This is a genomic window from Pseudomonas sp. AA-38 (assembly GCF_029457475.1).
Classification (GTDB): Bacteria; Pseudomonadota; Gammaproteobacteria; order Pseudomonadales; family Pseudomonadaceae; genus Aquipseudomonas.
The window spans coordinates 1,497,363-1,514,985 of sequence record NZ_CP120359.1; the positions used below are offsets into that span (position 1 = coordinate 1,497,363).

The window sequence follows — 17,623 nt, forward strand, 5'->3', positions numbered from 1 at the left end:
GACAAGCGCCTTACGCGTCCTGATACGCCTCGATGGACGGGCAGGCGCAGACCAGGTTGCGGTCACCGTAGACGTTGTCCACGCGGCCAACCGGCGGCCAGTACTTGGCCTCGATCAGGCTCGCCAGCGGGTACACCGCCTGTTCACGGCTGTAGGCGTGGTTCCACTCGCCCACCAGCTCCAGGGCAGTGTGCGGGGCGTTCTTCAGCGGGTTGTCGTCCTTGTCCAGACGGCCCTGCTCGACCGCGCGGATTTCTTCGCGGATGGCGATCATGGCGTCGCAGAAGCGATCCAGCTCTTCCTTGGACTCGCTCTCGGTCGGCTCGATCATCAGGGTGCCGGCCACCGGGAAGGACATGGTCGGGGCGTGGAAGCCGAAGTCGATCAGGCGCTTGGCCACGTCGTCGACGCTGATGCCGCTGCTGTCCTTGAGCGGACGGATGTCGAGGATGCACTCGTGCGCCACCAGGCCGCCTTCGCCGGAGTACAGCACCGGGTAGTGCTCTTCCAGGCGACGGGCAATGTAGTTGGCATTGAGAATGGCCATCTGCGACGCGCGCTTGAGGCCGTTGCCGCCCATCATGCTGATGTACATCCAGGTGATCGGCAGGATGCTGGCGCTACCGAACGGCGCGGCGCTGACTGCACCTTCCTTGCGTGCCATGTGAGCATGGCCTGGCAGGAAGGGCGCCAGGTGCGACTTGACGCCGATCGGGCCGACGCCCGGGCCGCCGCCGCCGTGCGGGATGCAGAAGGTCTTGTGCAGGTTCAGGTGGGAGACGTCGCCGCCGAACTGGCCCGGCGCGCAGAGGCCGACCATGGCGTTCATGTTGGCGCCGTCGATGTAAACCTGGCCGCCGTTGGCGTGGATGATCTCGCAGATCTCGCGGATGCCTTCCTCGAACACACCGTGGGTGGACGGGTAGGTGATCATGATTGCAGCCAGGCGATCCTTGTGCTCTTCGGCCTTGGCCTTGAGATCGGCGATGTCGACGTTGCCGCGGGCGTCACAGGCGGTGACCACCACGCGCATACCGGCCATGGAGGCGGTCGCCGGGTTGGTGCCGTGGGCCGATTGCGGGATCAGGCAGATGTCGCGCTGATCGTCGCCACGGCTCTGGTGGTAGGCGCGGATGGCCAGCAGGCCGGCGTACTCGCCCTGGGAGCCGGCGTTGGGCTGCAGCGATACGGCGTCGTAGCCGGTGGCGGCGCAGAGCATGGCTTCCAGCTCGCAGGTCAGTTGGGTGTAGCCGACGGCCTGCTCGACCGGAGCGAAGGGGTGCAGGTTGCCGAATTCCGGCCAGGTCACCGGGATCATTTCGCTGGCGGCGTTGAGCTTCATGGTGCAGGAGCCCAGCGGGATCATGCTGCGATCCAGAGCCAGGTCCTTGTCAGCCAGCTTGCGCAGGTAGCGCATCAGCTCGGTTTCGCTGTGGTAGCGGTTGAACACTTCGTGCTGCAGGATCGCCGATTGGCGCAGCAGACCTTGCGGCAGGCGGCTGGCGATCTGTGCGGCCAGGTCGGCGACGGCAGGTGCGGCCTGGTCAGCGGCAAACAGGTTCAGCAGCGCCTCGACGGCGGCCTGGTCGGTGGTTTCGTCCAGCGACAGACCCAGACGCTCGGCGTCGATCTCGTGCAGGTTGATACCGGCAGCACGGGCCTTGGCATGCAGCTCGGCGGTCTTGGCGCCGGTCTTGATGCTCAGGGTATCGAAGAAGTGCTGCTGCTCGACGCTGTGGCCCAGCTTGGTCAGGCCCAGGGCGAGGATGGCGGTGAAGCTGTGCACGCGCTGCGCGATGGCGGTCAGGCCTTTCGGGCCGTGGTACACGGCGTACATGCTGGCGATGTTGGCCAGCAGCACCTGGGCGGTACAGATGTTGCTGGTGGCCTTCTCGCGGCGGATGTGCTGCTCGCGGGTCTGCATGGCCAGGCGCAGGGCCGGCTTGCCGAAACGGTCGACCGACATGCCCACCAGGCGGCCCGGCATGTCGCGCTTGAACGCGTCGCGGGTGGCGAAGTAGGCGGCGTGCGGGCCACCGAAGCCCAGCGGCACACCAAAGCGCTGGGCGCTGCCCAGGGCGACGTCGGCACCGAACTCGCCCGGCGGGGTGAGCAGGGTCAGGGCCAGCAGGTCGGCGGCCACGGCCACCAGGGCATTGGCAGCGTGGAAGCGCTCCACCAGGGCGCGATAGTCGAAGATATCGCCGTTGCTCGCCGGGTACTGCAGCAGGGCGCCGAAATAGGCGCTGGCATCGGTGATGGCGGCTTCGTCGCCGACTTCCACTTCGATGCCCAGCGGCTCGGCACGGGTGCGTAGCACGTCGAGGGTCTGCGGGTGGCAATGCTGGGAGGCGAAGAAGGTGTTGCTGGCCTTGTTCTTCGACAGACGCTTGCAGAAGGTCATGGCCTCGGCGGCAGCGGTAGCTTCATCCAGCAGCGATGCGTTGGCGATCTGCATGCCGGTGAGGTCGCTGATCAGGGTCTGGAAGTTCAGCAGCGCTTCCAGGCGGCCCTGGGAAATCTCCGGTTGGTACGGGGTGTAGGCGGTGTACCAGGCCGGGTTTTCCAGCAGGTTGCGCAGGATCGGGCTCGGCGTGTGGGTGCCGTAGTAACCCTGGCCGATGTAGTTCTTGAACTGCTGGTTCTTCGCGGCGATGGCCTTGATCTTGGCCAGGGCGTCGGCTTCCGACAGGCCCGGTTGCGCGTCGAGGATGCTGGTGCCCTTGATGCTCTCGGGGATCACCGCATTGGTCAGGGCGTCCACCGAGTCATAGCCGAGCAGTTCGAGCATGGCGGCGGTGTCGGCCTCGCGCGGGCCTATGTGGCGGGCGATGAATTCGTTCTGGGTATCGAGCTGGGTCATGGCGGTCACTCAGGCGTTGGCATTCAACAGACGATCATAGCCAGCCTTGTCCAGCAGGTCGGCGAGCACGGCGTTGTCGGCCAGGCGCATGCGGAAGAACCAGGCCTTGTCCAGCGGCGACTCGTTGACCAGCTCCGGGCTGCCTTCCAGGTCGGCGTTGACCTCGACGATCTCGCCATCCAGCGGCATGACGATGTTGCTGGCGGCCTTCACCGACTCCAGCACGGCCACTTCCTCGCCCTGGGCGTAGGCCTTCACTTCCGGCAGTTGTACGTACACCACGTCGCCGAGTGCGTCCTGGGCGTAATGGGTGATGCCGACGGTCACTAGACCATCGTTGTCCAGACGCAGCCATTCGTGATCGGCGGTGAAACGCAACTCGCTCATGTGAACTCCTCAAGGGGCAAAGGTGGCCTGCTTCTGCGGCAGGCAACGGGTAACCCGCAACAGGCGGGTCGAATTGCCGGGTCTAGAGCAAGCTTGGTGCCATCGACATGAAATTCAATAAAATCAATGAGTTAAATTTTTTAAGTGTGACTGCCAAAATCATGCTGGAACGATATCATTCCAAAACGATGCGTCGTTTTTAGCAAAGTCGAGGTCGCACCTGCGGGAATCGGGCTTTGCCCGCGTCGTTACGTAATCATTACAGTGGAACGATTTGGCTACGGAAGGGTGGCAGGCCTTGTCCCGCCTGGCTTGTAGCCCGGATGCAATCCGGGAGGATCGTGCAGGCACCCCGGATTTCATCCGGACTACGGGTTCGTCACGGCATGTAGGGTGGGTTAGCGGCGCTGGCGGCGAGCGTGCTGACGACTCGGTGGTGATGCGCCGTGTAACCCACCGGGCGATTCTGCATGTTGCACCGCCGCCCTATGGCTGTACCGGGGGGCTAAGCCCACGCAAACGAGCGTTGCTACACCTTGCCGATGCCGTACTTGCGCAGGCGCTTGGCGATGGCGGTGTGCGAGGTGCCGAGGCGGGCGGCGAGCAGGCGGCTGGAGGGGTGGCTGGCATAGAGCTTTTCCAGCAGCGCCTTCTCGTACTCGTCCATGGCCTGCTCCAGGCTGCCGATTTCGCCCTCGACCCGTGGCGCCACCTCGGTCACGGCGATATCCAGATCGTCCATCTCTACCCAGTTGCTGTCGCAGATGGCGGCGGCGCGGAATATCACGTTCTGCAACTGGCGCACGTTGCCCGGCCAGCGCCCGGCCAGCAGCGCCGGGAAGGTGGCCGGTGCCAGGCGACAGGGCAGGCGCTGGATCTGCGCGCAGGCCTGGGCCATGAAGTGCTGGGCCAGCAGCAGGATGTCCTGGCCGCGCTCGCGCAATGGCGGCACTTCCAGGTTGAGCACGTTGAGGCGGTAGAACAGGTCTTCACGGAAGCTGCCTTCGGCGACCATCTTCTCCAGATCGCGGTGGGTGGCGCTGAGGATGCGCACGTCCACCTTCACTTCGCGGTCGCCACCGACGCGACGGAAGCTGCCATCGCTGAGGAAACGCAGCAGCTTGGCTTGCAGGTAGGGCGACATCTCGCCGATCTCGTCGAGGAACACCGTGCCCTGGTTGGCCAGCTCTAGCAGCCCCGGCTTGCCGCCGCGCTGGGCGCCGGTGAAGGCGCCAGGGGCATAACCGAACAGCTCGCTCTCGGCCAGGTTCTCCGGCAGGGCGGCGCAGTTCAGCGCCAGGAAGGGGGCGGTGCGACGCACGCTGACGGCATGACAGGCTCGCGCCACCAGCTCCTTGCCGGTGCCGGTTTCGCCATGGATCAGCAGCGGTGCATCGAGCGACGCCACGCGCAGACCACGAGCCTTGAGCGCGCGGATCGGCGCCGACTCGCCGAGCAGCGAATCGAAGCCCTCGGCATGGTCGTGATGCAGCGCGGCCAGGCGCTGGCCCATGCGGCTCGGCGCATAGAGCGTGAGCAGGCCGCCGGTGAGGCGACCGTCCTCGGTGATCGGCTGGGCATCGAGCAGCAGCGGCTGACCGGCGAAATGCACCTCGCGCAATGGCTGATGGAAACCTGCGGCGAGCAGCGACTGCTGCAGCGCATCGTCGGCGAACAGCGCGGCGATGCTCAGGCCCTCGGGCGGGCGCTCGCACATGTCGATCAGCGCCGGGTTGGCCAGCAGAACGGTGGCGCGATCGTCCACCGCCAGCACCGGGTCGGGCATGGCGGCGAGCAGCGCATCGAGCTGCAGGCGGCGGCGCTGGCCGGGGAGAATGTCCACCACCTCCACGCTCTGCACGCCATGCACCTGCAGCAGCGCGCCGCGCAGTTCCTCGAGCACCGCAGCGCTCAGAGTCGGTGCGTCGATATAGACGTTTGGCGGTACCATCTCCACCGCATCGAGGTTCAGATTGCGCCCGCCGAGCAGCGCCAGGACTTCCTGGGTGATGCCGACGCGGTCGATGAAACTGACGTGGATGCGCATTGAAGACGGTCGAAATGGGCGAACAGGCGGCGATTATGCCTGCTCTGCCCGAGATGAGGAAAAGGGCGACAGCGTGAGCACAGAAAAACCGAGCCGTGCCGACTACCACCGCGAGCACCAGGCCCGTGCCGAAGCCGAGGCCCAGCGCTTGCTGGCGCGCAAGGCCGAGCTGCAAGGGCGCTGGCTGCCCTGGGTGGCGCAGGAGCTGTACCAGCTCGGCCCGCCGGAGTTCGTCAACATGGTGCGCCGCGAGTTGCAGCGGTTGAGCAACCCTTCGTAGGGTGCGCCGTGCGCACCGCCCCACGGTTGCCGGCGAACAGCATTCCCGCTACCTGCATCTAGGTTGTGGGAGGGGCTTTAGCCGCGACCCATGATCGCTGGCCAATTCCTGCAATTACCGTTTTGGCGCGGTGCGCACGGCGCACCCTACTTATCCACGCTCCCGCGTGCAGCGGCTCATTTGCACCTTGCCCACATAGGGGTTGCCCCAGCCCATCACGCAGGCCACCTGCTGGTTGCGCTGGCGCTCCCAGGGCTCGACCGGGTAGGCCTTGCTCCAGGCCTCGTAGAGCCGGCGATCCTGCTTCGACAGGCGCAGCCTGTAGCGGTCGGACATATAGAAGTAGGTGCGCGCGATCATCCCGCGAATCGCCGGGCGCGGCATCACCTTGCGCGCCTTGAAGTCCACCACCGTCTGGCACTTGCCGTATTGATGCGGCTTCTGCGGCAGCCAGGCGAAGCTGTAGTTGCTGCGGTCGCCGTTCACCTCGCCGATGCTCGGCACCAGGTTGTGCAGGTCGGCCTCGGCCTTGCGGAACTGCGCATCGTTGGCCGCACAGTGCTTGCGCCCGCCTTTCTGCCAGCACTGGCGCTGATGGCCGATCACCCAGGCCGGGACGATATGCTCCCACTCGATGCGCTGGGCGCGGTTCGCATTCTTGCGCGGCGTGTAGCCACAGGAGCGCAGGTCGACCCGATTGCCGCTGTACTTGCAGCCGCAATAGAACTCGGTGGCTTGTTGGGCATACAGCGGCCAGGCCAGGCGCTTGGCCTCGGCGAAGGTGGCGGGTGCGGCATGCAGGGACAGGACGGTGAAACAGCAGAGCAGAGGGAGTAGAGATCGAATCATGGGGCGGCAGAGTAGCCGTCACCATCACGCTTGTGAAGCAGGAAAGTTAAGATTTTTCAAAGGTTTACATGATGGCACAAAGGCCTCGTGCAAGCAGTGACGGGCAGCCCGACCGAGCCGCCCGTCACTCGTGTGATGTTCAGTTGAACCTTGGCAGACGCTTACCTGCTCGAGCAGGGCATCGAGCGGTTGCAGATTGAACCGCCCTTTAGTCAATGGGGAGCTAGCCTGTTTTTCATAAGGTAAAAATTTTTACCTTAATTGTGTGCGTGCTGTAACCTGCGTCCTTTCCAAGGCCGAGACGCCTCATGATTAGCTTTTGTAGAAGGAAGTGAGCCAATGGCACAAGCCAGCCCCTGGTCTTTTTACGGCCGACGTTCTGAACTGCAGCAGATGCAGCATGTGCTTGAGCGTAAGAGATGGTTCTTCCTGCAGATTTCCGGGCGCCGCCGCATTGGTAAAACCACGCTGATCCAGCAAGCACTGCAGGCTGCGGGCATCGATAAGACGCTTTACATCCAGATTCCTGACTCTGACCCTACGGGGGTCGTAGCGGCCTGTAATGAATACCTCAATACCTTCGGTATTCCGGAGCGAGTACGCTCGTTGGGGGACTTGGCCGACCTGATCGGTAGGCTTGCCGAGCAGGGATACGTCATCGCTCTCGATGAGTTTCAGTACTTCAACCGCAAGCGCTTGTTTGATTTTTGCTCTTTGCTTCAAGCGGTGGTTGATCGGTTAGCCGCCAACGCGGCCAATGTGTCAGGTGGCTTGATCGTACTGGGATCCTTGCATGCTGAAATGACGGCGTTGCTCGAGGACCGTGCTGCGCCGTTATTCAACCGGACAACCGATGCGTTAGAGCTTGGGCATCTGGATATCAGCTCTATTCTTGAAATACTCCGAGCGCATGCTGATGTGGAGCCGGAGCGCTTGCTATTTCTCTGGAGCTTGTTCGAGGGGGTTCCGAAGTTCTATCGGGACGCTTATGAGCAAGGTGTGCTGGCCGCGGAGCGGCAAGAGGTTCTGCGGCGCCTGTTTTTCTCGAGCTCCTCTCCCTTGCGCAATGAGGCAGACAACTGGTTCTTGCGTGAGCTGCGTGGCCGCTACGACATGCTGCTGCAATACCTGGCCCAGCATCCGGGCTGCAGCAATGCCAGCATCGAAGCGGCCATGGCTGAGGTATCCGGGCCGGGCGAAGTGAAACAGGTGGGTGGTTATCTGAAAATATTGTCTGAGCGCTATCAGATGATTGAGCGGCGGTTGCCGATTTTCGCGCCAGCTCGTGCGCGATCAGGTCGTTACTACATCCGTGACAATTTCCTTCGGGCATGGCTTTCAGCTTTGCAGCAGCCAGTATCGGCAGTGGCTTTCCGTCCTTTGGAGAAGCTACTCAACCAAGCAGATGAGCGTCTGATGCAGGTTGAGGGCCATGCGCTGGAGGACATGGTCGGCAGGCTCTATGAGGAGCGTAGCCGTCGAGGACTTGGCGACTTCCCGCTTACAGAGCGAATTCAGGGCTTCTGGGATCGCAGCGATGTGGAAATCGATCTGGTGGCTATCTGCGGCGATGAACAGCGTATTCGTTTTGGCACCTGCAAACGTAACGAAACCAAGCTGCTGGGCTCCATCGAGTCACTCAAGCAAGCCGCTGAGCGTTTCTTGAACGCGCAGCCGCGATTCCGCTCTTGGCAGGTTGAATATGTCGCGATTGCGCCTCGGATCAACGCCGGTTTGGCCGACCAGATCGAGGCGCAAGGTGTGCTGCCTCAAGACCTGATCGCACTGACGGCAGAGCTTTGAATAAAGCGATTTTGACTAGCGCTGCCTGAATTGCATCAACTCAGACGCTAACTGAACCTCGGCAAGCGCTGATCTTCTTCGCCCTGCTCGGCCTCCACCTGTTGCGGCAGGCCGGCGACCTTGAGCACCGGCGTTCTCTCACCCACCAGGCGCAGGTCGCGGCGCGGCAGGGCGAAGCGCACGTCCAGCTCGCGCAGGGCATCAAGCAGTTGCAGGTTGATCTCCTGCTGAATGTCCATGTACTGGTTGTAGTCCGAACTCTGCACGATATACACCACCTCGAAGGTCAGTTGGCTTTCGTCGAAACCGAGAAAATGCGCACGGTCGAAGCGGGTCTTGGGCGTGGCTCGGATGATCTCGCCGACCTTCTCCGCCACCTGGCGCACCTTGTCGGTCGGCGTGTCATAACTGATGCCGAACTTGAAGACGATGCGTCGGGTATTCATGCGCTTGTAGTTGTGCACGATCTGCCGCAGCAGATCGGCGTTGGCGCAGACCACCTGCTCGCCGCTGAGGCTGCGGATGCGCGTGGTCTTCAGACCGATATGCTCGATGGTGCCGGCCACCTCGCCGAACACCACGAAATCGCCGATCTCGAAAGGCTTGTCGACCCCGATGGACAGCGAAGCGAACACATCGCTGAGCACCGTCTGCACCGCCAGTGCCACGGCGATACCGCCCACACCCAGGCTGGCCACCAGCGCGGTGATATCCACGCCGAGGTTGGCCAGGATCGACAGCAGCATCACCGACCACACCACAATCAGGATCATGATGCTCATGATGGTGGTCATCACCGGGTTGTAACTACCGCCGCTCTTGCCCATCACCAGGCTGCGCGACCACAGGCGCACGCCACTGTCGACCCACAGCGCCACCTGCAGGGCCAGGGCGACGAACCAGGTGTGGCTCAGCGCGCTCTGCCAACTGTCGGGCAGATCCGGCAAACGCAACGCCAGCAACAGGGAAAAGGCCAGCAGCAGCAACCGGCTGGTACGGCCAATCACCACGGCGACGAAGTGCTGCCAACTGCCATCCTGATCCTTCGACCAGGCCGTCAACCGCTTGTGCAGTGCGCCAACCACGGCCCGCAGCACGCTGTAGATCAGCGCCGTGGCGACCAGCACGATCGCCACGTTGAGCCAGATATCGCGGTTAAGCCAGATATTCCACTGTTCCATCGCCAGGGGCCTCCAGAAAAGGGCGGATAGTGTTCTGGTGGCGTTGGGGGGCAGAAGTTCCGGGGAATGGGTGAGTGGTTTTGGTTAGTGGAGTGCAGGTAGGAATCGAACCCTTTCCAACCCAATGCAGTGATCCGCAATGCCCGGCTTTTCTGGCCTTGCAGCCCTGCCAGTACGGCATTTTTCCGCTATCTCTTGCAATGTCTTCGACACTTTTTCGACACAGCTGCTAGACAGGCCTGCAAGCTATGGCTAGCTTCCAATTTCCAGTCAATGCTAGGTGCTACATGCTGATACTGATTCGCATGATTCTCGGTCTTGCAGCTCTATCCGCTGGTTTTGTTGTGTTCGGTGTTATTGGCTCATGCGGGGGAGCAAGGAATTGTGAGACGGAACTAGGTGAAAGTCTTTTTTGGACCTTTCTTATTTCACTGCCTTTTGCACTCTCAGCATTAATTCTCGCTGGTCGTAATAAATTTTTTTCAGTGGTCTATTTGTTCTGCGTCGTAGTTGTTTTCATTTTTGTCTTTGTTTTGTTTTTCTTTAGAACTATTCCTTGGAATCTGATTGGTGTGCTGGCAGATATTGCGAATTTTAGAGAGCTCAGTTACTTAGCGCTTCTAGTTGGTGTTCTTCCATCAATACTTGTACATTTGTCTCTTCTCTGTATGCTGAGCCTTGTGCCAAAGCATATTAAAATTCTTGTAGGCAAAGGTGAAAAATCACCGCCTTTGGCTAGCTAATACAAAACATCCAGATTTGTACGTTTCCATAAATTAATCTGTCCCTGAGGAATCCCCACAAATCTACTCCAGCGCCCGAGCTTGCCGGTGCACCTCGTCACGCAGCAATAGCTCCATCTTTGTGAGTGCCGAGTAGGATAAATCGCTGGCCGAGCGCCTGAGGTATTCAAGACCGATACGCCAGAGCGACAGTACGGTTTTATGCCTGACGCTGTTGCTCTGAAAGCGGCGCGACTTGCCTGTCATGTGAGCCTGGAGGCCAGCCAAGTACAGCACGTAACACGCCAGTGCTGCGATCAGCAGTAGGATCTCGATACGCCGTGGGCAGCGCGTCCGGTGTAGGTCGAAAGCAAAGCCGAAACGTAGGCTTTTCACATCCCGAAAACCTTCCTCAATCTGCATCCGTTTTCGGTAGATACCCACGACTTGACGTGCCGTCCAGTTGGCTTGTGGCAGGTTGCTGGCGAGCAGCCAGGGCTCCTGTTCACGACGCGCATTCTGCCGGCTGAGCTTGCTGCGTGCGATGCTGCCCGTCACGCGTCGATGTTTTCTGCCCTTGGGCGGTTGGTGAATGCCGTACAACGCAACTTTGTGCGGTGCACTGCGCGTCATCTCGACTTGGCCGAGTGACCGCGCACGAGATGTCGTCTGCTGGTAGAGCTGCTTGATCGGCTGCCATTGACCTTGCTCGTCGCGATAAAGATCACGATTGCGGACGCGTCCCACGTAATACCACCCCTTGGCTTCGACAGCCTGGAACCAGGGGCGGCGAAATCCGGCATCCGTTACCAAGATCGGCACGCATTGGTTGGGAAGCATGGCTTCCAGTGCATCGAGCAGTTGTCTCTGACGCTGAGGGCAGCCTTCACGGTCATGCACGCTCTCGTACACAGGAAACGCTCGACCAGCCAGCGGGATTGAAGCTCGCAGCAAGTAAAGGTCAGAGGCCGCATTGATCGGCGACCAATCCACCAGGATCAATGGATGACGCAGGGAGCCAATCAGCGCAGTCAGCATTTTCCAGTAGAACAGCGTGCGTTCGTATTGCAGGTGAGCGTTGCCAAGCAGGCGATCCACGCGCTTGATCGAATGCTTGGTGTAAGCCTCGCTGGGCATGGCCCTGCCAAGGTCGGTCAGGGTCAGGCGATGCCCATGCAGCAAGGCACTGACGCTGCTCATCAAGGCGTTCAGCCGCTTGCTGTGGATCGTGGGGAGTGCTTGGGAAAATGCCTTGTGTAAGAATCGTACTGCCTGCATGAGTCTCGGGGGTTGGTTTGTTTGGCGACTACCAAACTGCCCGACTCATGCAGGCTTCTTCAAGCTATCCCATTGATAAAAATGGGATTTTTGTGGGGATTCCTCAGAATCTGTCCCCTTTTCGCTTTAAAAGGGGGAGAGATTTATTTTCCTGCCTAGCGCCTTTCCCATCTGATCGCAAAGCGCCATCTTTCTCGGCCCCAACCCTTGCGGTCATGCCCTTCAGCCGCCAGAAACGAAAAAGCCCCGTCAGTGATGACGGGGCTTTTGCTTGGCTGTCTGGAGCGGGTGAAGGGAACATCACGCCGCACTCAACCCGTTGATTGATAACGGGTTTCTTCCGTGAGCGCCACGGAATTAGACCAGATTATGTACCAGCCCCACCTGCCCGGCAACCCGGGATCGTCTGCCATCGCCCAGCAACGTCCATGCACAGCCACCAGGCTCATGTCCAGATGCGCCTATAGGCCGAGACTGTGCTTCGCTGCGCCGAAGTTTGGGGCGTACTCCACACCAACGTCCTCTAGATCGGCAGCGATTTCATCTTGAAGACGTCGGGTGTTCGGCGCGAAATACTCCTTCGTATTCGACGAGGCGAACACGATCGGCGCCACCAGCCCTGCGGAGCGAAGCTGGCCAGCCGCCTCGATATAGGCTTCGACGATCACGCAATCCTTCATTGATTCTTTACCCAGTCGGGCGGGAGCACGAGGTTCGTTGACTCGCTTGAACGCACGGCTGGCGACCCCATCGTTGTGCGGCACCACGCTGGCAACGTCCCGCCACCTGTTCAGCACTGTCCTGGCCCGCGCGACGTGTCCCTCAAGGTGGTCCAGCGGCAACATTCCCTGGGCACCGTAGGCCAAGGCCACTTCATGGATACGTTGAGCTTGTGCCCGGAACCTTGCCAAAGCGTTTCGAGCCTCTACCTCGACGCCAGCGACATGAGCAGCAAGCTCGATGGTCACCTGTTCTGCCATCAGAACAATCAGATCGGAGCCGGCCTCGGCTGCCGCAAGCAAGGCAAGCCCGGCGCTGGCATCGTGTGCTACCGCTGTTTCGCGCGTGATGTCACGGATGACGTCAAGGACGGTGCATGTATCCACGCACAACACTGGCGCGTTTAAAGCAACCAAGTCGTCAATGACTGAAGTATTCAGGCTCATGTATGCGACTGGTCATACTGTTCAAGCAGTCCGAGTGCGAATTCATAGTCGATGGCCAAGTCCTGCGCCCGCCCTGCGGACCAGGCCTCCACCTCGACAAGCCACCGTGCCAATTGGTCACTATCCAGTCGTTTCGATGCACGGTGCGCGGCAATCAGGAACGCGTACCAGCGCTCCTTGTCCATGGGATGGGCCGCACCTGTGGACTTATTGGCGAGCCGCGAAAAGCGCCGCAGGGCTGCTGCCGGTTCGGCATCCAGCCAATCATCAAGAGTCTGGTTGGGAGAGGTCAGTTCGACGCCGAAACCGCCGGCCCGGGACGCCGGTTCCGCGACTTGGGCGACGAAGTCGCGAAGAATCGCGTTGTACTTGTCAATACCAAGCTCACCGACGTTTCGCGGCACAATATTGGAAACCTTGTAGCCATCAGGCTCTTGCCACAGCACCAGAGCCGATTCATCGACGTCGTCGAATGCAGATCGTACAAGCACGATCACATCGTCGTCGCCCATGTGTTGCTTGAGGTCTTCTTCCCGCTCAGCGTCGTGACGCCAAGAGCCACCCACCTGCGCGAGGATGCCACTGCGCATTGCGGTTGCTGTCTTGCCCCTGAGGTGAAGATGCTGGAAGACCGTGATCGGCTTTTCTGTCATTTCGGTTGCCCGCAATAGAACTGTTGATGTTCTGAAACTTGTCGGTAAATCGATGGCATTCGCCTGTCATTCTTTCTTGATCTGAACGAAGACCCGTGCCGTCTGGCTCGAAGCCTCATCGTTGCCCGTCGAGACGGCGTCGCCGCGCCTGGTGCCACCCGAACCGCGTCTGCTGAAAGACCCTCGGCGTCTGACATGCGGGTGATGCCCAGACTTGAAAGCACGTAGACCGAATGCGTCTTTCGCCGCGATGGCATCTGTAGCAAAACCTCACCACCAAGCCTCCCCGCCTCGGGCGAGAAACATCTTGAAGCATACCGCCACGCAGAGGCTCGGTGTTGGTGGACAAGGTGCCACATCGACTGGTTGCTGGGGTGAGCATTGCAGCCATTCGCCGTCACTACAACCTTTCCACAAGCCAAGTCGCCACCGCTCCGCGCCGCGAAGGTGTGGATGGCGTCGACCAGACCACGAGAAAAGCCGATGTCCTGAACCCGTTCACCAGGGAGTAGCCCATGAGAAAGTCATCTTCTTCCGGCGCCCAAGCCAAGGTCTTCTATCGTCCGATCGAGGCGGCCATCCAGTGGGCGGGACTGTCACGCTTCGAGCGCCGTATCCTTGATATTGCCGAAGGGATGAACAGGCTGCCGGAGCACGCTGCGCTGGCGCGCTGGCCACAGCTTCGCCTGAACGCGGAACGGATCTACGACGCACTGGTGCATCTCGACCTTCCCTACGGCAAGGATGGCCTCACGAGCAACGATCCCGCCTTGCTCGATGATCCTGGCCTCACGATCCGCCACGTCGATCTGAAGGCATGGATGATCCGTTTCTATCCCGACCAGCGACCGGCCTTCCTGTTCGATGCCTTCGAGCGTCACCTGCATCCGGCCGTCAGTGTCGATGCCGTGCAGGCACTGGTCATGGATCGCGAGGCGTTGAAGCTCCAGCTTGCCGACAAGGTGCAAGCCTGGGACGCGCTCTATGAGCAGTTCCAGACGCTCAGCCAGGAGCACCAGGCGCGCACGGAGCGCGAGAAGCGGTCCGGGACGCCGGGCGCCCGCAGTGAATCCACCTACCTGAACATCGTTGGCGGTCTTCTGACCCTGCTGTTGGGCAAGTCACCCAATGGCGTTCCCTATTCGTCTTTCGAGACGCTGGAATCGGTCATCAATGCGCTGGTTGCCCATTACGGCGACAAATCCGGAATCAGCGAGCGAACGCTGTGGGCGAAGTTTTCGGCAGCCAAGCGTCATCTCGCTACCCAGGACCGCTGACTGCAAGTGCAGACGGCGTGTCTGCACTTGCGGTGACCGCGCGGGAACCGCGCTATTGAATACGGGGCACTTCCATCACCGCCGCTACACAGCGCCAAGGAGTGTCCCTCGTGACTGCCCAGACCATCGCCACCGCGACGCCGAACGATCACCGCATCCTGCGCCGCGCGGAAGTCGAGGCCAAGACCGGCTTCAAACGCGCCCACATCTACAACCTGATCAAGGAGGGCAAGTTTCCTAAGCCCCTGCGCCTCGGGGTACGCGCCATCGGATGGGATTCGGTGGAGATCGATCAGTGGATCACCGATCGACTCAGGGAGCGGGCGTGAGCCCGCGCCCCCCCGGAATCCCTTCCACGAGGAGTCGCACCATGCAGGTGGTATCCATCATTTCGACCAAGGGTGGCGTCGGCAAGACGACCACCGCAGCGAACCTGGGCGGCTTCATCGCCGATGCGGGACTGCGCGTGCTGCTGCTGGACCTGGACGTACAGCCCACCTTGTCGAGCTACTTCACGCTCGGCACGCATGCGCCTGCCGGCATCTATGAGATGCTGGCCTTCAATGAGCAGCGTATCGAGCAATTGGCTTCGCAGACCGCTGTGGCGGGTCTCGACCTGGTGGTGTCGAACGACCATCGCGGCGAACTGAACACACTGCTGCTGCACGCACCCGACGGTCGGCTACGCCTGCGTCACCTGCTCCCCGCGCTGGCGTCGCACTACGACCTGCTGCTGATCGATACCCAGGGAGCGCGCAGTGTGCTGCTGGAAATGGCGGTACTGGCCTCCAGTCTGGCGCTGTCACCGGTGACGCCGGAAATCCTGGCGGCGCGTGAGCTGAGGCGCGGCACGCTGCAACTGATCGAGGACATCGCTCCGTATCGGCACCTCGGCATCGAGCCGCCACCGCTGCGCTTGCTCATCAACCGTGTGCATCCGGTTTCGTCGAACGCCCGACTGATCCAGCAGGCCCTGCGACAAGTGTTCCAGGCGCACGCTGGCATACAGGTCCTGAGCACCGACGTCCCGGCCATTGAAGCCTACCCACGTGCCGCAACACGGGGGCTGCCAGTGCATCGCGTCGAATACCGGCAACCAGTGGGCCGTACTGCGCCTGCGGCGTTGGAGACGATGCGTGCGCTGGCTGGCGAGCTGTTCCCGGCATGGCGGGAGCGCTTTGCATGCGTTACCGGCAGAGGCCGCGCAGGAGGAGCCAGTCATGGCGATCGGGCATGAACTGGCCCGCGGCCATGCGCGGCTACGCGCGCTGATCGAGTTCGCGCTGGGCGAAGGTTGGCACGTGAAACGCACGCGCGGCGGGCACCTGATGTTCACCAAGCCCGGCTGCGCCGCGATCTATACCAGCTCGACTGCGAGCGATCACCGCGCCAGCCGCAACGCACGCGCGCAGCTTCGCCGCGCCGATCGACAGGCACTGACGGCATCTCGGGAGAGCAGCGATGGCTGATCCGACGCCGCAGGACATGGCCACCAAGCTGCTGGCCAAGGGCTTCGAACGCAACGGTCCTTCGGCCGCGGCGTTGACCGACCCCATCGCCGACACACCGATGGTGGTGACGCTGGACGAGCTGCGCCCCTATGAACATGACCCACGCGTGACGCGCAACCCGGCCTACGAGGAAATCAAGACCTCGATCCGCGAGCGCGGGCTGGACGCACCGCCTGCGATCACGCGCCGGCCGGGCGAGGCGCACTACATCATCAGGAACGGTGGCAATACGCGGCTGGCGATCCTGCGCGAATTGTGGAGCGAAACCAAGGAAGAACGCTTTTTCCGCATCGCGTGCCTGTTCCGCCCGTGGCCGGCGCGCGGCGAAATCGTGGCGCTGACCGGGCATCTGGCCGAGAACGAGCTGCGTGGCGGGCTGACCTTCATCGAGCGGGCGTTGGGCATCGAGAAGGCGCGCGAGTTCTACGAGCAGGAAAGCGGCCAGGCACTGTCGCAGAGCGAACTCGCGCGGCGGCTGACTGCCGACGGTTATCCGGTGCCGCAGTCGCACATCAGCCGCATGAACGATGCGGTGCGCTACCTGCTGCCGGCGATCCCGACGCTGTTGTACGGCGGACTGGGCCGGCATCAGGTGGACCGGCTCGCGGTGCTGCGCAAGGCGTGCGAGCGCACCTGGGAGCGGCGTGCGCTGGGCCGGCCGCTGACCGTGGACTTCGCTTCGCTGTTTCAGGATGTGCTGTCGCAGTTCGACACGCGGCCGGAGGGCTTCTCGCCCCAGCGCGTGCAGGACGAACTGGTGGGTCAGATGGCCGAGCTGCTGGAAGCGGACTACGACACGCTGGCATTGGAGGTCGATGACAGCGAAAGCCGTCAGCGAGCATTGACCAGCGAGCCGGTCGCGCCGAACCCGGCAACGCCTGTCGCACCTGCGGCGCCAGCCATCACGCCGCAACTGCCGCCCGCGGCGCCAACGCCACGGGACACCTCGCCCGTCGCGCCACCGGCAGAGACACCCTCGGCACCACCTGCCGCTGCACCAAACGCCCGGGACGGGCAGCGCGACGAGCGCCTGCAGGGGCACATCGTGACGCCGGCCCCGACCACCGAGCGCCTGCAGTCCATCCAGCGGATGGTCGCGGATCAGCTCGGCGACAAGCTACCCGACTTTGAGGCAGATGCGCTGCGTGCGATCCCGGTGCAGGTTGGCGGGCTCTTTCCCATCTCGGATGTCTGGTACATCGAGCCGGGCCTGGACGTGCCGGATCGCCTGCGTGTGCACATCGCGCAGTTCGCGCGCGAAATCGGCGAGGAAGCGGCGGTCGCCGACCACATCGAGGCCAGCGTCGGCGGCATCGGCTTCGTCTGCGCGGCGCCGGTTGTGGGCCAGGCGAAGGCGCTGCCGGCGTTCGCGCGGGCGGTGCTGACCCTGCTGCATGTGCTGAGTGCGGCGCCGCCCTCCGCGAACGGAGTGGACCGCGCGCGGCTGGCCGACGAGCTGGCTGCGCTGCTGCATGGCCATGGCGGCTCGGCTACACGCCTGAGCGATGCTGCGCTGGTGAAGCTGTTCCGTCTGCTGCGCCTGGCGCGCCGGCTGCTGGATCTGGAAGCCGGCGTAGCGAGCCAGGATTCCTGAGCGCAGGAGGCT

16 protein-coding genes are annotated in these 17,623 nt (G+C 62.1%); 8 read left to right on the forward strand and 8 right to left on the reverse strand.

What is annotated here, in order from left to right; genetic code table 11:
• Window positions 1–10: 10 nt before the first annotated feature.
• From gcvP to PVE35_RS06835, 3 genes are all read right to left on the reverse strand, one after another.
• On the reverse strand, window positions 11–2,863 hold the full coding sequence (gene gcvP / locus PVE35_RS06825; protein ID WP_277374209.1) for an aminomethyl-transferring glycine dehydrogenase: 2,853 nt from the start codon (window positions 2,861–2,863) through the stop codon (window positions 11–13).
• Between the two features lie 9 nt (window positions 2,864–2,872).
• Entirely contained in the window at window positions 2,873–3,250 is a 378-nt protein-coding gene (gene gcvH / locus PVE35_RS06830) for a glycine cleavage system protein GcvH (RefSeq protein WP_268182344.1), read from the reverse strand.
• Between the two features lie 529 nt (window positions 3,251–3,779).
• Window positions 3,780–5,297, reverse strand: a complete 1,518-nt coding sequence (locus PVE35_RS06835) for a sigma-54-dependent transcriptional regulator (protein WP_277374210.1) — start codon at window positions 5,295–5,297, stop codon at window positions 3,780–3,782.
• A gap of 73 nt (window positions 5,298–5,370) precedes the next feature.
• On the opposite strand from PVE35_RS06835, the gene PVE35_RS06840 reads away from it, so the two are divergent.
• Window positions 5,371–5,577: a hypothetical protein gene (locus PVE35_RS06840; protein WP_277374211.1), complete on the forward strand. Its 207-nt coding sequence runs from the start codon at window positions 5,371–5,373 to the stop codon at window positions 5,575–5,577.
• 150 nt (window positions 5,578–5,727) lie between these two features.
• Here PVE35_RS06840 and PVE35_RS06845 read toward each other — a convergent pair whose 3' ends face one another.
• Window positions 5,728–6,426 carry an endonuclease gene (locus tag PVE35_RS06845; protein WP_277374212.1) on the reverse strand — a complete coding sequence of 233 codons (699 nt, stop codon included), beginning with the start codon at window positions 6,424–6,426 and terminating at the stop codon, window positions 5,728–5,730.
• Window positions 6,427–6,765: 339 nt separating this feature from the next.
• Here PVE35_RS06845 and PVE35_RS06850 point away from each other — a divergent pair, with 339 nt between their 5' ends.
• Window positions 6,766–8,229: an ATP-binding protein gene (locus PVE35_RS06850; RefSeq protein WP_277374213.1), complete on the forward strand. Its 1,464-nt coding sequence runs from the start codon at window positions 6,766–6,768 to the stop codon at window positions 8,227–8,229.
• 47 nt (window positions 8,230–8,276) lie between these two features.
• Here the strand turns inward: PVE35_RS06850 and PVE35_RS06855 are convergent, their stop codons facing one another.
• A complete protein-coding gene (locus PVE35_RS06855; RefSeq protein WP_277374214.1) occupies window positions 8,277–9,410 on the reverse strand; it encodes a mechanosensitive ion channel family protein in 1,134 nt (377 codons plus the stop codon).
• A gap of 287 nt (window positions 9,411–9,697) precedes the next feature.
• On the opposite strand from PVE35_RS06855, the gene PVE35_RS06860 reads away from it, so the two are divergent.
• Window positions 9,698–10,153 (forward strand): hypothetical protein, encoded by a 456-nt coding sequence (locus PVE35_RS06860; protein ID WP_277374215.1) that lies wholly within the window; start codon window positions 9,698–9,700, stop codon window positions 10,151–10,153.
• Window positions 10,154–10,216: 63 nt separating this feature from the next.
• Here the strand turns inward: PVE35_RS06860 and PVE35_RS06865 are convergent, their stop codons facing one another.
• From PVE35_RS06865 to PVE35_RS06875, 3 genes are all read right to left on the reverse strand, one after another.
• Window positions 10,217–11,410, reverse strand: coding sequence for an IS4 family transposase (locus tag PVE35_RS06865; RefSeq protein ID WP_277372347.1), 1,194 nt, complete (start codon window positions 11,408–11,410; stop codon window positions 10,217–10,219).
• Window positions 11,411–11,871: 461 nt separating this feature from the next.
• Window positions 11,872–12,576, reverse strand: a complete 705-nt coding sequence (locus PVE35_RS06870) for a hypothetical protein (protein WP_029578165.1) — start codon at window positions 12,574–12,576, stop codon at window positions 11,872–11,874.
• Window positions 12,573–13,229: a hypothetical protein gene (locus PVE35_RS06875; RefSeq protein WP_029578164.1), complete on the reverse strand. Its 657-nt coding sequence runs from the start codon at window positions 13,227–13,229 to the stop codon at window positions 12,573–12,575. The genes PVE35_RS06870 and PVE35_RS06875 overlap by 4 nt, the downstream gene beginning before the upstream one ends.
• A gap of 515 nt (window positions 13,230–13,744) precedes the next feature.
• Here PVE35_RS06875 and PVE35_RS06880 point away from each other — a divergent pair.
• The 5 genes from PVE35_RS06880 (at window position 13,745) to PVE35_RS06900 (ending at window position 17,611) form a co-directional block, all read left to right on the forward strand.
• The gene (locus tag PVE35_RS06880; RefSeq protein ID WP_144735328.1) at window positions 13,745–14,506 is read left to right on the forward strand and encodes a hypothetical protein; all 762 of its coding nucleotides are present in this window, start codon (window positions 13,745–13,747) and stop codon (window positions 14,504–14,506) included.
• A gap of 110 nt (window positions 14,507–14,616) precedes the next feature.
• Window positions 14,617–14,835 carry an AlpA family transcriptional regulator gene (locus PVE35_RS06885; RefSeq protein WP_032963682.1) on the forward strand — a complete coding sequence of 73 codons (219 nt, stop codon included), beginning with the start codon at window positions 14,617–14,619 and terminating at the stop codon, window positions 14,833–14,835.
• Window positions 14,836–14,876: 41 nt separating this feature from the next.
• On the forward strand, window positions 14,877–15,743 hold the full coding sequence (locus PVE35_RS06890; protein WP_024889635.1) for a ParA family protein: 867 nt from the start codon (window positions 14,877–14,879) through the stop codon (window positions 15,741–15,743).
• Complete coding sequence (locus PVE35_RS06895; protein ID WP_029578162.1) at window positions 15,727–15,975, forward strand: hypothetical protein; 249 nt, start codon at window positions 15,727–15,729, stop codon at window positions 15,973–15,975. Before PVE35_RS06890 ends, PVE35_RS06895 begins: the two co-directional genes overlap by 17 nt.
• Complete coding sequence (locus tag PVE35_RS06900; RefSeq protein ID WP_144735330.1) at window positions 15,968–17,611, forward strand: ParB family protein; 1,644 nt, start codon at window positions 15,968–15,970, stop codon at window positions 17,609–17,611. Before PVE35_RS06895 ends, PVE35_RS06900 begins: the two co-directional genes overlap by 8 nt.
• Window positions 17,612–17,623 lie beyond the last annotated feature (12 nt).